17 protein-coding genes are annotated in these 14,535 nt (G+C 60.9%); 7 read left to right on the top strand and 10 right to left on the bottom strand.

Annotation, left to right across the window (positions count from 1 at the left end; all coding sequences use genetic code 11):
• Positions 1-4 precede the first annotated feature (4 nt).
• A complete protein-coding gene (locus BSF40_RS28690; protein WP_008045798.1) occupies positions 5-208 on the bottom strand; it encodes a twin transmembrane helix small protein in 204 nt (67 codons plus the stop codon).
• 71 nt (positions 209-279) lie between these two features.
• Here BSF40_RS28690 and BSF40_RS28685 point away from each other — a divergent pair, with 71 nt between their 5' ends.
• The 5 genes from BSF40_RS28685 to BSF40_RS28665 are packed head-to-tail and all read left to right on the top strand — an operon-like array spanning position 280 to position 4,179.
• Entirely contained in the window at positions 280-1,020 is a 741-nt protein-coding gene (locus tag BSF40_RS28685; RefSeq protein WP_095967862.1) for an SURF1 family protein, read from the top strand.
• Entirely contained in the window at positions 986-1,579 is a 594-nt protein-coding gene (locus BSF40_RS28680; RefSeq protein WP_095967861.1) for a hypothetical protein, read from the top strand. The genes BSF40_RS28685 and BSF40_RS28680 overlap by 35 nt, the downstream gene beginning before the upstream one ends.
• A 10-nt stretch (positions 1,580-1,589) precedes the next feature.
• Complete coding sequence (locus tag BSF40_RS28675) at positions 1,590-2,660, top strand: heme A synthase (RefSeq protein WP_095967860.1); 1,071 nt, start codon at positions 1,590-1,592, stop codon at positions 2,658-2,660.
• Complete coding sequence (gene cyoE, locus BSF40_RS28670; RefSeq protein ID WP_015092898.1) at positions 2,648-3,547, top strand: heme o synthase; 900 nt, start codon at positions 2,648-2,650, stop codon at positions 3,545-3,547. Before BSF40_RS28675 ends, cyoE begins: the two co-directional genes overlap by 13 nt.
• Positions 3,544-4,179: an SCO family protein gene (locus BSF40_RS28665; protein ID WP_095967859.1), complete on the top strand. Its 636-nt coding sequence runs from the start codon at positions 3,544-3,546 to the stop codon at positions 4,177-4,179. Before cyoE ends, BSF40_RS28665 begins: the two co-directional genes overlap by 4 nt.
• 173 nt (positions 4,180-4,352) lie before the next feature.
• Here the strand turns inward: BSF40_RS28665 and BSF40_RS28660 are convergent, their stop codons facing one another.
• From BSF40_RS28660 to BSF40_RS28650, 3 genes are read right to left on the bottom strand one after another with little or no spacing between them, the layout of a single operon-like run.
• Positions 4,353-5,126 carry a MetQ/NlpA family ABC transporter substrate-binding protein gene (locus BSF40_RS28660; protein WP_095967858.1) on the bottom strand — a complete coding sequence of 258 codons (774 nt, stop codon included), beginning with the start codon at positions 5,124-5,126 and terminating at the stop codon, positions 4,353-4,355.
• A 60-nt stretch (positions 5,127-5,186) separates the two neighbouring features.
• Positions 5,187-5,861 carry a methionine ABC transporter permease gene (locus BSF40_RS28655; RefSeq protein ID WP_008018443.1) on the bottom strand — a complete coding sequence of 225 codons (675 nt, stop codon included), beginning with the start codon at positions 5,859-5,861 and terminating at the stop codon, positions 5,187-5,189.
• Positions 5,861-6,868 (bottom strand): methionine ABC transporter ATP-binding protein, encoded by a 1,008-nt coding sequence (locus BSF40_RS28650; RefSeq protein ID WP_015092901.1) that lies wholly within the window; start codon positions 6,866-6,868, stop codon positions 5,861-5,863. Before BSF40_RS28650 ends, BSF40_RS28655 begins: the two co-directional genes overlap by 1 nt.
• A gap of 210 nt (positions 6,869-7,078) precedes the next feature.
• Here BSF40_RS28650 and katE point away from each other — a divergent pair, with 210 nt between their 5' ends.
• Positions 7,079-9,217, top strand: a complete 2,139-nt coding sequence (katE, locus tag BSF40_RS28645; RefSeq protein ID WP_095967857.1) for a catalase HPII — start codon at positions 7,079-7,081, stop codon at positions 9,215-9,217.
• 106 nt (positions 9,218-9,323) lie between these two features.
• Here katE and BSF40_RS28640 read toward each other — a convergent pair whose 3' ends face one another.
• Genes BSF40_RS28640 through zur form a run of 4 tightly spaced genes read right to left on the bottom strand, consistent with a single transcriptional unit; the run spans position 9,324 to position 12,126 of the window.
• Positions 9,324-10,040, bottom strand: coding sequence for a PA5502 family lipoprotein (locus BSF40_RS28640; RefSeq protein WP_095967856.1), 717 nt, complete (start codon positions 10,038-10,040; stop codon positions 9,324-9,326).
• Between the two features lie 37 nt (positions 10,041-10,077).
• The gene (gene znuB / locus BSF40_RS28635; protein WP_015092904.1) at positions 10,078-10,866 is read right to left on the bottom strand and encodes a zinc ABC transporter permease subunit ZnuB; all 789 of its coding nucleotides are present in this window, start codon (positions 10,864-10,866) and stop codon (positions 10,078-10,080) included.
• A complete protein-coding gene (znuC, locus tag BSF40_RS28630; protein WP_095967855.1) occupies positions 10,859-11,644 on the bottom strand; it encodes a zinc ABC transporter ATP-binding protein ZnuC in 786 nt (261 codons plus the stop codon). The genes znuB and znuC overlap by 8 nt, the downstream gene beginning before the upstream one ends.
• Complete coding sequence (gene zur, locus BSF40_RS28625; protein WP_007969799.1) at positions 11,644-12,126, bottom strand: zinc uptake transcriptional repressor Zur; 483 nt, start codon at positions 12,124-12,126, stop codon at positions 11,644-11,646. The genes znuC and zur overlap by 1 nt, the downstream gene beginning before the upstream one ends.
• 66 nt (positions 12,127-12,192) lie before the next feature.
• Here zur and znuA point away from each other — a divergent pair, with 66 nt between their 5' ends.
• On the top strand, positions 12,193-13,113 hold the full coding sequence (gene znuA, locus BSF40_RS28620; protein ID WP_172435772.1) for a zinc ABC transporter substrate-binding protein ZnuA: 921 nt from the start codon (positions 12,193-12,195) through the stop codon (positions 13,111-13,113).
• Positions 13,114-13,203: 90 nt separating this feature from the next.
• On the opposite strand, the gene BSF40_RS28615 is transcribed toward znuA, so the two are convergent.
• Together BSF40_RS28615 and BSF40_RS28610 are read right to left on the bottom strand one after the other, a co-directional pair.
• A complete protein-coding gene (locus tag BSF40_RS28615; protein WP_095967853.1) occupies positions 13,204-14,154 on the bottom strand; it encodes a homoserine kinase in 951 nt (316 codons plus the stop codon).
• A gap of 60 nt (positions 14,155-14,214) precedes the next feature.
• Positions 14,215-14,502 carry a DUF2782 domain-containing protein gene (locus BSF40_RS28610; RefSeq protein ID WP_095967852.1) on the bottom strand — a complete coding sequence of 96 codons (288 nt, stop codon included), beginning with the start codon at positions 14,500-14,502 and terminating at the stop codon, positions 14,215-14,217.
• Positions 14,503-14,535 lie beyond the last annotated feature (33 nt).

The following is a 14,535-nucleotide window of genomic DNA, read 5'->3' as shown; positions in this document are numbered from 1 at the left end:
TGAGCTACCACGGCACGTGGGACACCAGCTGGCCGCTGAAAAACCCCCAGGTGATCAGGCCGAGGGTAATGGCGGCCAGCGTGACACGCACACTCAAGGCAATGACGAGGCGGTTTGAGCGGCTGTCGTCCTTGACCAGAAAAAACAGGCCGCTGAACAGGCTGACAACCGTGGCAATCAGCATCAGGACGATGGCTGCTTTGAGCATGGTGGGACTCCGGGGGGACAAGCGATGCACTTGAGTATAGCTATCGCGATGACCGACTTTCTGGCAATGCCATGAAGCGCTTTCGGCCGGGTATCGTGCCAACGCTGGTGGTCGCGCTGTTGCTGCCGCTACTGGTGTCCCTGGGGTTCTGGCAATTGAGCCGGGGCGCGGAGAAAAGCGCGCTGCTGCACACCTACGCCGAGCGCAGGGCCGCCGAGCCGATGGCCAGCACCGAGCTGCAATACACCGCTGACCCGGCTTTCCGCCGGGTTCGCCTGCACGGCCGCTTCGATGCCGAACACAGCCTGCTGCTCGACAACAGTCAACGTAACGGCAGGGTCGGCGTCGAGCTGTTGCAACCCTTTCATGATCAGGCCAGCGGGCTCTGGCTGCTGGTCAATCGCGGCTGGCTGCCCTGGCCGGAACGCCGCACACCCGTGCAATTCAAGACACCTGCCGAGGCAGTCAGCCTCGACGCGTGGGTCTACGTCTCCCCCGGTGCACCATTTCAGTTGCATGCAGACCCGGCGACAGCGACGTGGCCGAAGCTGATTACGGCCGTTGAACCGGCCAGTCTCTGGAAGACGCTGAACCGCGAAGGCTTTGCCTTTGAGCTACGCGCCGAAACCGCTCCGGCCACCTATCAGGCCGACTGGCCGGTGGTCGCCACGGGCCCGGAAAAACACATCGCTTATGCCGTGCAGTGGTTCGCCATGGCGATCGCCCTGTTCGGTCTTTATCTCTATCTCGGCTGGCACAACGCAAAGGAGAAACACCATGGGAGCGGCCATGAATCCACCCAGCATGTCTGAGGCGAAACCTTCGGTGAACCGGCGCAAGGGGCGTATGCAACTGCTGCTGATCCTGCTCGGGGTGATCGGTCCGATGATCCTTGCCACCGGTATGTACAAGCTGAATTTCTGGGTGCCCGAGGGCCGCAGTTATCACGGCGAACTGATCGGCAACGGTCAGACCCGCGCGGACATCGGCGTGCAGGCCCAGGAAGAGCGTTGGCAGATCCTGGTGACCGCGCCCAAGGATTGCGCGGTGGACTGCCAGCAACTGGTGTACCTGGCGCGGCAGATCCAGATCGGCCTCGGTCGCGATGCGTCCCGTGCCAGCCATGCATTGGCCGCCGCGCAGGCGCTGAACAGCGATTACGAGACTAAACTTCAACGCGAGTACCCGCAGTTGCAACGCTATTCACTGGACTTGCCTGCCTACACAAAAGGCGCTCAGAGCAATGACGTGCCGCACCTGTGGATCATCGACCCCCACGGCAATCTGGTGCTGCGCTACGACCCGTCGGTGAAGGGCAAGGACCTGCTGAACGATCTGCGCCACCTGCTGAAACTGTCGAACATCGGATAAGGGCATCGTCATGGCCAAGCCTGGATTTCGCCTCGCGTTGTTTGCCACCTTGCTGGCACTGATCGTGGTATTGCTCGGCGCCTACACCCGCCTGACCCACGCCGGCCTCGGCTGCCCGGACTGGCCTGGCTGCTACGGTTTCATCAGCGTGCCGAAAAGCGAAGCCCAGCTGGCCCATGCCGAATTGCATTTCCCGGACGCTCCGGTCGAGGCCCACAAGGGCTGGAACGAGATGATCCACCGCTACTTCGCTGGCACGCTGGGCGTGTTGATCGCGGTGTTGGCCGGTCGTGCGTGGTTGCATCGCCGTCATCCGGGGCAACCGGTGAAGTTGCCATTGTTTCTGTTGGCGGTGGTCTTCGGCCAAGCCGCGTTCGGCATGTGGACGGTAACGCTCAAGCTCTGGCCGCAGGTGGTCACCGGGCATTTGCTTGGCGGCTTCGCGACCTTGAGCCTGTTGTTTCTGCTGACCTTGCGCCTGTCCGGCGTACTGCCGGCGCTGACCGTGCCACGACGTCTGCAACACTGGGCGACGGCGGGGCTGTTGCTGGTGATCGGGCAAATCGCCCTCGGTGGCTGGGTCAGTTCCAACTACGCCGCCGTGGCCTGCATCGACTTTCCGACCTGTCACGGCCAGTGGTTGCCGCCCGCCGACTTCGCCAATGGCTTTCATCTGACCCAACACATCGGCCCGAATTACCTCGGCGGGCAACTGGACAGCGACGCCCGTACGGCCATCCACCTGACCCATCGCATCGGCGCCTTGCTGGTCACCCTGGTGTTGCTTGGTCTGGCCTGGCAATTGAAGGTGGTCGGCATGACGCGCCTGGCAGGCCTGGTGCTGATCGCCCTTGGCGCACAAATCACTTTGGGCATCAGCAACGTGCTATTTCATCTGCCGCTGCCGCTGGCCGTCGCACATAACGCGGGCGGCGCGGCGCTGTTGCTGACCATGGTGCTGGTCAATTACCACGCCCGAACCAGTCTGGTCCGGGTCAAGCAAGCACGCTGGCACTTCAGCCCGCGTAAACACTCAGCCGGGCCCATAACAATAAAAGGAGAGATGCCATGGCGATTCTGATCGGCGAACGTCCCAGTCAGGCGATCTGGCGTGACTACCTGGAACTGACAAAGCCCAAAGTCGTGGTGCTGATGCTCATCACGTCACTGGTGGGGATGTTCCTCGCGACCCGTGCCGGGGTGCCCTGGACGGTGCTGGTGTTCGGCAACCTGGGCATCGCCCTGTGTGCCGGTGGCGCCGCGGCGGTCAATCATGTGGTGGACCGGCGCATCGACGCGGTGATGGCGCGCACCCACAAACGGCCGCTCGCCGAAGGCCGGATATCTCCGACCGCCGCGCTGACGTTCGCGCTGGTGTTGGCGGCTCTCGGGCAAGCCATGCTGCTGGCGTTTACCAACCCGCTGACCGCGTGGCTGACCCTCGCCTCGCTGCTTGGCTATGCGGTGATCTACACCGGATTCCTCAAGCGTGCGACCCCGCAGAACATCGTCATCGGCGGTCTGGCCGGTGCCGCGCCGCCCTTGCTCGGCTGGACTGCCGCCACCGGTCACGTCAGCGCCGAACCGCTGCTGCTGGTGCTGATCATCTTCGCCTGGACCCCGCCGCACTTCTGGGCGTTGGCGATCCATCGCAAGGAGGAATACGCCAAGGCCGACATCCCGATGCTGCCGGTCACCCATGGCGAGCACTACACCAAGATTCATATCCTGCTGTATACCTTTGCGCTGCTCGCCGTCAGCCTGATGCCCTACGTGATCCACATGAGCGGTATGCTCTATCTGGTCTGCGCGCTCGGGCTGGGCGCGCGCTTTCTGCAATGGGCCGTGGTGTTGTACCGTGGCACTCGGCCGCACGCGGCGATCAACACGTTCAAGTACTCTATTTACTACTTGTTCCTGCTGTTTATCGCCCTGCTCGTAGACCACTACTTACTGTTGAACCTATGACTCGAACCCAGAAAACCGTCTTCATCCTCGTCGCCCTGGTCGCACTGATCCTGGGCCTGACCGTCAACAAGGTACTGTCCGGGAAAGACCAGGGCGACCCGACGGCGCTGATCGACGCCGGTATCATTTTGCTGCCGCAGAGCCGCAATCTGCCGGACGTGACGTTGACCAATCAGGACGGCCAGCCGGTCGCGATCAATGAATTGAAGGGTAAGTGGAGCCTGCTGTTCTTCGGCTACACCTTCTGCCCGGACGTCTGCCCGACCACCCTCGCCCAGCTGCGACAGATCAAGAGCGAGTTGCCGCCCGAGGCGGTGGATAAGTTGCAGATCGTGCTGGTCAGCGTCGACCCCCATCGCGACACGCCCCAGCAGCTCAAGCAGTACCTGGGCTACTTTGACCCGCAGTTTGTCGGCCTGACGCCAAAGTCGACCGATGAATTGCAAAAGGTCTCCAACGCGGTGAGCATTCCGTTCATTCCGGCGGACACCAACAAGCCAAACTACACGGTCGACCACAGTGGCAACCTCGCGGTGATCGGGCCGGATGGCACGCAGCGCGGCTTCATCCGGGCGCCGTTGAACAACGCGAAGCTGGTGGCGCAGTTGCCGGTGATGCTCAAGCGTAATTAAGTGACACAAAACCCTGTGGGAGCGGGCTTGCTCGCGAAGGCGGTGGTTCAGCCGACATTGATAGTGGCTGACACACCGCTTTCGCGAGCAAGCCCGCTCCCACAGGGGTCTAAATTTCAAGGCACAAAAAAGGGGACGCACTTGGCGTCCCCTGTTTCGTTTCCGCAGTTCAATCAGAACGCCGGCACTACCGCGCCTTTGTACTTCTCGAGGATGAAGGCCTTCACTTCCGGGCTGTGCAAAGCTGCAACCAGCTTCTTCATCGCGTCGCTGTCCTTGTCATCCGGGCGAGCCACCAGGATGTTCACGTACGGCGAGTCGTTGCCTTCGATGACCAGCGCGTCCTTGGCCGGATCGAGCTTGGCTTCCAGCGCGTAGTTGGTGTTGATCAGCGCCAGGTCGACCTGGGTCAGCACGCGCGGGATGGTCGCGGCTTCCAGTTCGCGGATTTTCAGGTCCTTGGCGTTCTCGGTGATGTCTTTCACGGTCGACAGGATGTTGTTCGAATCCTTCAACTTGATCAGCCCGGCCTTGGCCATCAGCAACAGTGCACGGCCACCGTTGGTGGCGTCGTTCGGGATCACCACGTTGGCGCCGCCAGGCAGTTCAGCGAGGGTCTTGTACTTGCTGGAGTAAGCGCCCAGGGGTTCCAGGTGCACGCCGGCGACGGATACCAGGTTTGTGCTCTTGGCCTTGTTGAACTCATCCAGGTACGGCTGGTGCTGGAAGAAGTTGGCGTCCAGGCGCTTTTCCGCGACTTGCACGTTCGGCTGGATGTAGTCAGTGAAGACCTTGACCTTCAGGTCCACGCCTTCTTTGGCCAGGGTCGGCTTCACGAATTCGAGGATCTCGGCGTGTGGCACCGGGGTGGCTGCGACGGTCAGGGTGTCAGCCGCGTGGGCCGAGAATGCGGCAACGGCAGCGAAGGCGACGAGTAGTTTTTTCATTCAGCTAACTCCTTGTGAGGCGCCCGTTTGGCGCCTGCCAGCGAATGGCCGGCTCATGTCTTACTTACGGGAAAAGTGGACGACCAACTTGTCGCCAACGGTTTGTAGTACCTGGACCAGGACCAGCAGCAACACCACCGTCACGACCATCACATCGGTCTGGAAACGCTGGTAACCGAAGCGGATCGCCAGGTCACCCAGACCACCGGCGCCGACAACACCCGCCATCGCCGTGTAGGACACCAGTGTAATTGCGGTCACCGTAATCGCCGCGAAAATGCCCGGACGAGCCTCAGGCAGCAACGCATTGGTGATGATCTGTCGCGTGGTCGCACCCATGGCCTGGGTGGCTTCGATGATGCCGCGGTCCACTTCACGCAGGGCGGTTTCCACCAGGCGCGCGAAAAACGGCGTGGCGCCCACCACCAGCGGCGGGATCGCACCGGCAACACCGAGGGACGTGCCGGTGATCAACACGGTGAACGGAATCATCACGATCAACAGGATGATGAACGGCAGCGAACGCAGAATGTTCACCACCAGCGACAACATCGCGTAGACGCCTTTGGCTTCCAGCAACTGGCGTGGGCTGCAGAGGAATAGCAGCACGCCCAGCGGCAAGCCGAGCAGCACGGTGAACAACAGCGAACCGCCGAGCATCAGCAAAGTGTCGCCGGTGGCCAGCCAGATTTCGAGCCAGTCGATATTGGCGAAGAAACTTGTCAGGGCTTCCATTAGCGCAGCACCTCCATGTGGACGTCGGCTGCGGTGAAGCGGGCGAACGCCGCTTCCATGTCACCGCCGGTCACGGCCAGGGTCAGTTGCCCGTAAGGGACGTCTTTGATGCGGTCGATACGACCGGCCAGGATGCTGTAGTCCACCCCGGTTTCCCGGGCGACGGTGCCCAGCAACGGCGCGTAGGTCGCATCGCCCTGGAAGGTCAGACGCACGATGCGCCCCGGAACGTGAGCGAAGTCGTCACGCTGTTCGCTTTCGTCGATCTGCTCGTCTTCCTGCACAAAGCGTTTGGTGGTCGGATGCTTCGGATGCAGGAACACCTCGGCCACCGAGCCTTGCTCGACGATCATGCCGGCGTCCATCACGGCCACCTGGTCGCAGACCCGGCGGATCACGTCCATTTCGTGGGTGATCAATACGATGGTCAGTTTCAGCTCGCGATTGATCTCGGCCAGCAATTGCAGGACCGATGCAGTGGTTTGCGGGTCGAGGGCGCTGGTGGCTTCATCGCACAGCAGGATTTTTGGCTTGGTCGCCAGGGCGCGGGCAATGCCGACACGCTGCTTTTGCCCGCCGGACAATTGCGCCGGGTACTTTTTCGCGTGATCGGACAAACCGACCCGCGCCAGCAACTCGGCCACGCGCGAATCGATCTCGCTGCGCGACAGTTCGCCGGCCAGGGTCAGTGGCAATGCGACGTTGTCGGCGACGGTCTTGGAGGCCAGCAGGTTGAAGTGCTGGAAAATCATTCCGACCTGCTGACGGAAGCGGCGCAGGCCGTTGGCGTCGAGCGCGGTGACTTCTTCACCGTCGACGGTGATCTTGCCGCCACTGGCGTTTTCCAGGCGATTGATCAGACGCAGCAGGGTACTTTTTCCTGCGCCGGAATGACCGATCAAGCCGAAAACCTGCCCGTTCTCAATCGTCAGACTGGTCGGATGCAGCGCGGGGATTTCCTTACCGGCGACGCGGTAGGTTTTATGGACGTTTTGAAACTCGATCACGTAGCGAACCTTGTGGGGCGCGTTAGAAAAGGGTCAGCGGTTAGCCGGGCGCGCATTTTAGCCTGTCCGTATAGAGGTTCTTAGCATTTATTTCGCATTTGTCCTGTCATTTGGCAATAACGCGATCAAAGGTCAGAAAAAAGGAACGGCTGAATAAGCTCGTCAGTCACTACTTAGGCCACTGGAATATGCCTGAGGAGTTCACGCCTGATGAGTACCAAGAAGCCTGCCGCCACCAAGAGCGTCCTGGCCGGGACCGATACCCCGGACCGCCACAACACCAACGCCAAGCTCGACAGCCTGAAAGCATTTCGCTCCGATGCCACTGAGCAGGCCTTGCGCACTAACCAGGGTGTGAAGGTGGCGGACAACCAGAACACCCTGAAGGCCGGGGCCCGCGGACCGTCGCTGCTGGAAGATTTCATCATGCGTGAAAAGATCACGCATTTTGATCATGAGCGCATTCCCGAACGCATCGTTCACGCTCGCGGCACCGGTGCCCATGGTTATTTCCAGAGCTATGAAAACCATTCGGTGCTGACCAAGGCCGGTTTCCTGCAGGACCCCGCGAAGAAAACGCCGGTGTTCGTGCGCTTTTCCACGGTACAGGGGCCGCGAGGGTCAGGCGATACCGTGCGTGATGTACGGGGTTTCGCCGTGAAGTTCTTCACCGACGAAGGCAACTTCGACCTGGTGGGCAATAACATGCCGGTGTTTTTCATACAGGATGCGATCAAGTTTCCCGACTTCGTGCACGCGGTCAAACCCGAGCCGCATAACGAGATCCCTACCGGTGGCTCGGCCCACGACACCTTCTGGGACTTCGTTTCGTTGGTGCCGGAGTCGGCGCACATGGTGATGTGGGCAATGTCCGACCGGGCGATCCCGAAAAGCCTGCGCAGCATGCAGGGCTTCGGCGTGCACACCTTTCGCCTGATCAATGCCGAGGGCAAGTCGCGCTTCGTCAAATTCCACTGGCGCCCTACGGCCGGCACTTGCTCCCTGGTGTGGGACGAAGCGCAGAAGCTTGCGGGAAAGGACGCCGACTACCATCGGCGTGATCTGTGGGAGTCGATTGAGATCGGCGACTACCCGGAATGGGAGTTGGGGGTGCAGGTCATCGAAGAAGAAAATGAACACGCCTTCGATTTCGACATTCTCGACCCGACCAAGCTGATCCCCGAAGAACTGGTGCCCATCACGCCGTTGGGCAAGATGGTGCTGAACCGCAACCCGGACAACTTCTTCGCCGAAACCGAGCAGGTTGCCTTCTGCCCCGGGCATATCGTTCCGGGGATCGATTTCTCCAACGACCCCCTGCTGCAAGGTCGATTGTTTTCCTACACCGACACGCAAATCAGCCGACTCGGCGGGCCGAACTTTCACGAAATCCCAATCAACCGTCCGGTGTCACCGTTCCACAACGGTCAGCGGGATGCGCAGCACCGCACCACCATCGACAAGGGACGTGCGTCTTATGAGCCGAACTCCATCGATGGCGGCTGGCCAAAGGAAACGCCTGTTTCGGCGCAGGATGGAGGATTCGAGAGTTATCCGGAGCGCATCGACGCCAACAAGATTCGCCAGCGCAGCGAGTCGTTCGCTGACCACTTCTCCCAGGCTCGTTTGTTTTTCCACAGCATGAGTGAGCATGAACGGGAGCACATCATCTCGGCCTACAGCTTTGAATTGGGCAAGGTTGAGCGTGAGGCGATCCGCGCCCGGGAAGTGAACGAAATTCTCGCCAATATCGATCTGGAGTTGGCCAAACGAGTGGCGCAGAACCTTGGATTGCCTACGCCGGCTCGAGGAACCGTCGAGGTACGCAAAGCCGCACAGGATCACTCTCCGGCATTGAGCCAGGCCAATCTGTTGCCGGAGAACATCAAGACGCGGAAGGTCGCGATTCTGGCGGCCAATGGCGTTGATAGCGCTGCGATTGATGCGATGAAAAAAGCGCTTGCAGTGCAGGGCGCTCACGCGAAGTTACTGGGGCCGACCTCTGCACCCGTGAAAACCGCCGATGGCAAAACCCTGGCGGTCGATGCTTCGATGGAGGGCTCGCCGTCGGTGGCATTCGACGCGGTGTTCGTGCCGGGCGGAGCCGCGTCGATCAAGGCGCTGAGTACAGACGGCGTGGCGTTGCATTACCTGCTGGAGGCGTACAAGCATCTGAAGGCTATCGCCTTGCAGGGTGAAGCGAAGCAGTTGCTGGATGTATTGAAGCTGGAGGCTGATGCGGGATTGATCGTGGGGACGGATGCGAAGTTGATCAAAGGGTTTTTCGCCGCGATCGGACAGCATCGGGTTTGGGACAGGGAGGCGAAGGCCAGGGCGATTCCGGCCTGAACATGTTTATTGCCAGAAAGGCCGCCTTCGCGAGCAAGCCCGCTCCCACACGAGTCCTGTGGCGGGCACAGATCCAATGTGGGAGCGGGCTTGCTCGCGAAGCTTTTTAAGGTTTACGCGGACTCAGAACCATCTGCGCCGGAACACTGCGCAAAATCTGTCGCTCCAGCTTCAGGTCAAACTCGGGATCGAGCTTGTTCACCCGTTTTGTCAGCAATGTCGCCAGCCAAGGGTAATCATCGGTGCGTGGAGCCTGAATGCTCACCTCGCACTGAAAATTCACCACATCGGCGGCGATGGCATCCAGTTGGCGACGCAGTTTGCCCATATCGTTGATATTCAGCGCGACCGTGGTGCTTTCAGCCGTCAGATCGATGACTTTGGCTTTTGGCTTGGCTTCGGCAGCTTTCAGGGCCGCTTCGGCTTTTTCCAGCTCGGCCTTGCGTGCCTGGGCAATCGAGCCGTTGACTCCGCCGGTCAGTGCCGGAGCCTTGGGCATCAACGCGCGGGCACGGCTCAGGGCGGTCGCTGCAGCATCCACATCACCTTTTTGCAGCACGATCTGGCTGCGGCGCAGATAGGCTTCGGCCAGTTGCCGCTGGTACTGCTCAAGGGACGCATCGTTGGGCGATTCGGCCTGCAAGGCCGCCAATTGGTCTTCGGCGGTGGCCAGTTCATCGCTGGCGATGTTTTGTTCCAGCTGTACGATGGCCGTGGCTCGCGCATTGGCGGCCTCGGTGGCCGCCGGTGGCGTGCTTTGGCAGGCGCCCAGCAGCAAAGAAAATGCGACAAGGAGCAGATAACGGGAGGCGAACGACTTCATTCCTGCGACTCTCTATTTGCGCAAAAAACGAGCAAGTCTACACCCCTCGACGGGGCAGAACAAAACTCAGCAGAAACAGCGCGGCGGCTGCCACCACAATCGACGGGCCGGCCGGGGTGTCCTTGAACCAGGACAACGCCAGCCCGCCACACACGGCGAGTATGCCCAGCAGGCTCGCGCCCAGTGCCATCTGCTCCGGCGAGCGGGCGTGACGTTGTGCCGCCGCCGCCGGGATGATCAGCAACGAAGTGATCAGTAGCACGCCGACGATTTTCATCGCCACGGCAATCACAACGGCGATCAGCAACATCAGCGCCAGGCGCAATCCGGCCACCGGAAGGCCTTCGACCCTGGCCAGTTCTTCATGCACCGTGATCGCCAGCAATGGCCGCCACAATGCAACCAGCAAGGCCAGCACGGCCGCACTGCCGCCAAGAATCCAGGCCAGATCGGTTGGACTGATTGCCAGCAGGTCGCCGAACAGATAGGCCATCAGGTCGATCCGCACTTCGTGCATGAAGCTTAGTACCACCAGGCCCAGTGAGAGCGTGCTGGGTGCGAGAATTCCCAAAAGCGTGTCGGATGCCAAGGGCTGACGTTGTTGCAAGGTCACCAGTAACACCGCCAGCAGCAGGCAGCCAACGGTCACGGCAACCGTCGGGCTGACATCCAGCAGGAAGCCCAGGGCCACGCCGAGCAGTGCCGCGTGGGACAAGGTGTCGCCAAAATAAGCCATGCGCCGCCAGACCACGAAAGACCCCAGCGGGCCCGCGACAACGGCCAGGGCCAGGCCTGCAAGCAGGGCGTAGAGCAGAAAATCAGCCATGCTTGCAGCCATCTCCGTGAACATGGGGTTGTCCCGATGCGGGCGCCTTGACCACTGAGCCGTGCAAGTCGTGGGCGTGGTCGTGATGGTGGTGATAAATCGCCAGGCTTTGTGCGTTTTTTCCGAACAGCTCGACGAACGCCGGATCGCCGCTGACCTGCTCGGGATGGCCTGAACAGCAGACGTGACGATTGAGGCAAACCACTTGATCCGTGGTGCTCATCACCAGATGCAAATCGTGGGAGACCATCAGCACGCCGCAACCGTGACGGTCGCGCAGGCGGGTGATCAGGCTGTACAGCTCAGCCTGGCCGGCCACGTCGACACCCTGTACCGGTTCGTCGAGTACCAGCAACTCCGGTTCGCGCAACAAGGCCCGGGCCAGTAGCACGCGTTGCATTTCACCACCGGAAACGCTTTGCACCGGACTGTCGATGACCTGCTCGGCACCGACTTCCTTGAGTGCCGCCAAGGCCATCGCACGGTCTACGCCCGGCACCAGGCGCAGGAAGCGCAGCACCGACAGCGGCAGGGTCGGGTCGACATGGAGTTTTTGCGGCATGTAGCCGACCCGCAGTTTGGGCTTACGCCAGACGTTGCCGCTGTCCGGTTTCAACAGGCCGAGCACGGCACGTACCAGTGTGGTTTTGCCGGCGCCGTTGGGGCCGATCAGTGTCACGATCTGCCCAGGCTCGACACTCAGCTCAATGTTGTCCAGCACCGGTTGCCCGGCGAACGTGACGGCAACCTGCTCTAGACGGATCAGCGCGTTGCTCATCAAGCCCCCTGGCAACCCGAGCACAGACCGACCACTTCGACGGTCTGGCCTTCGACGATAAACCCGACATCCCTGGCGCTGGCGATGATCGCGTCGCTGATGGATTTTTGCTCGAGCTCGATGGCGGCGTGGCACACACGGCAGATCAGGAACTGACCCTGGTGTGCATGTTCCGGGTGATTGCAGCCGATAAAGGCGTTGAGCGAGGAAATCCGATGGACCAGGCCGTTTTCCAGCAGGAAATCCAGCGCGCGGTACACCGTCGGTGGCGCAGCGCGGCGACCGTCCTGCTCGCTGAGAACCGCAAGAATGTCGTAGGCACCCAGCGGCTTGTGGCTTTGCCACACCAGTTCCAGCACCCGCCGGCGCAATGCGGTCAGGCGCAGGCCTTGACGAGCGCACAGGGCATCGGCCTCGGACAAAGCGCTGTGAACGCAATGCGAGTGGTCGTGGGGGCGGCTGGCAATCGGTGTTTTTAGCATGAGCGGCGACGAGTTTTGTGAGAGACGTTATTATGTTACCCGTTCTCGCCTCTTCGAGTGGTCATCGTGTCCCGTCTTTTTTCTATCTTTGTCGCATTTTTCGCAAGTTTTCTGCTGATCGGTCCGGCGCAGGCCGAGGTCAAGGTCCTTACCAGCATCAAGCCCCTGCAGTTGATCGCCGCAGCGGTGCAGGACGGCGTGGCGATTCCTGAGGTCTTGCTGCCACCGGGTGCCTCGCCGCACAACTATGCACTGCGCCCTTCCGACGTACGCAAGGTGCAATCGGTGGACCTGCTGTACTGGATCGGCCCGGACATGGAGGGTTTCCTGCCTCGCGTGCTCAATGGTCGTACGCTGCCCAGCGTGGCCGTGCAGGATTTGCCAGGCATGAAACTGCGCCGTTTTGCCGAGGATAGCCACTCCCACGCCGAAGAAGCCGACGACCACGACCACGATCATCGCCCAGGCAGCCTGGATGCACATTTGTGGTTGTCGCCGGTCAACGCCCGGGTCATCGCCACGAAAATGGCGGCGGATCTGAGTGCCGCCGATCCTGACAATGCCGTGCGCTATCAGAGCAACCTGAAAGCCTTCGACGAGCGTCTCGATGCGTCGGATGCGCGCCTGAAGAAACGCCTGGCCGATGTTCAGGGCAAGCCTTACTTCGTGTTCCACGAAGCGTTCGATTACTTCGAAGACGCCTACGGCCTCAAGCACGTGGGTGTGTTCAGTGTCGCGGCCGAAGTGCAACCCGGTGCCCAGCATGTCGCGGCGATGCGCGCGCGCTTGCAGGAAGTCGGCAAGACCTGCGTGTTCAGCGAACCACCGCTGCGTCCGCGCCTTGCGGAAACTCTGGTGGCGGGCTTGCCGGTGAAGCTGGCGGAACTGGATGCGTTGGGTGGTTACACGCCGGTGACTGCCCAGGGCTATGAGCAGGTGCTGGAGAAATTGGGGAATGATCTGGCGGGGTGCCTGGAGTCGTTGTAATTCGAAAAAAGTGGCGCCCCCATTCGCGAGCAGGCTCGCTCCCACAAGGATCACCGTGAACCTGTGGGAGCGAGCCTGCTCGCGAAGCCTTTAAAGGGCGAAAGGCAACGGCGTATTGACCGTCTGCCGCTGAGCCAGGCGCAACTGGAACTCCATCGGGTCGTGAATCAACACGTCCTGCCCGGCAAACGCCTGCGCCGCGATCAAGCGTGACAACCAGAACCGTACGCACGCCACCCGCAGCATGGTCGGCCACAGTTCGGCTTCGGCAGCGGTGAACGGTCGCAAGGCCGCATAAGCGCCCAGCAAGGCCCGTGCTCGCGGGCCATCGATCACGCCATCGTCGTCCGAGCACCAGTCGTTCAAGGCAATCGCCACGTCGTAGAGCATCGGCCCGGAGCAGGCGTTGTAGAAGTCGATCAGTCCGGTCAGGTGTGTGCCTTCGAACATTGCGTTGTCGCGGAACAGGTCGGCGTGAATGTTCGCCCGCGGCAGAGCGAGGATTTTTTCTTTCTGTCGGGTGATTTCTTCCAGCGCCCGTTGCAGCAGGTCCTTCTGTTCGGCACCGAGGTGCGAGAGGAACTGCGTGCCCTCTTCCAGCATCCAGTCCAGGCCGCGATCGGTTTTGCGCTTGATCATGTTGGCCTGGGTCGCCAGGTGCAGATGGCCGAGCAACTCACCAACCTGCACGCAATGTTGCGCATTGGCTTGCTTGATGTGCTTGCCGGCCAGGCGTGGCTGCAGCAATGCCGGTTTGCCCGCCAGTTCGCGCAAGGCCACGCCGTCGGTGGTGCGCAGGGCGTAAGGAACCGGCAGGTCGGCGCCGTGCAGCACGTCGAGCAATTCGATGAAGAACGGCATTTCCTGAACCGGACCGCGCTCGACCAGGGTCAGGACAAATTCGCCCTGCTCCAGGCTGATAAAGAAATTGGTGTTTTCGCTACCGGCGGCAATCCCCTGGAAATCAAGCAGGCGGCCGAGGCCATAAGGGGCGAGAAAAGCTTCCAGCTCGGGCCGAGCCAGGGGGGTGAACACAGACATGTTTAAACTGCCAGTACGGGCGCCGCTCATGAGCCAGCGCCGATTAAAGTTAGGGACGACTTACCACTTAAAAATTTCCCACGCCGGAATCAGCATATCCGGGTAATCAGAGCGGATGAAGTTTCCCTCCGAGCCATCCGCACGCACCAGGAAATACGGTTTGCCAACCTTTGGGGTGACCTTGATGGCGTACAAAAAGCCGTTTTGCCGGTATTCCTGAATGGTTTTATCGCCTTCCGTGCGAATGGTCACATCCGGGTCTGCCGACGGTGCATCATCCGCCGCCATGACGGTCAATGGAGTGATTGCAAACAAGCCAGCCAGCAACAGGCGATTTAGTGTGCGCATGATAACCTTGTCCCTTTGTCGTCAACGGTCCCG

The organism is Pseudomonas sp. ACN5 (genome assembly GCF_002303975.1).
GTDB classification, from domain to species: domain Bacteria; phylum Pseudomonadota; class Gammaproteobacteria; order Pseudomonadales; family Pseudomonadaceae; genus Aquipseudomonas; species Aquipseudomonas laurylsulfatiphila.
This window is presented reverse-complemented; position numbering and strand designations above follow the sequence as displayed.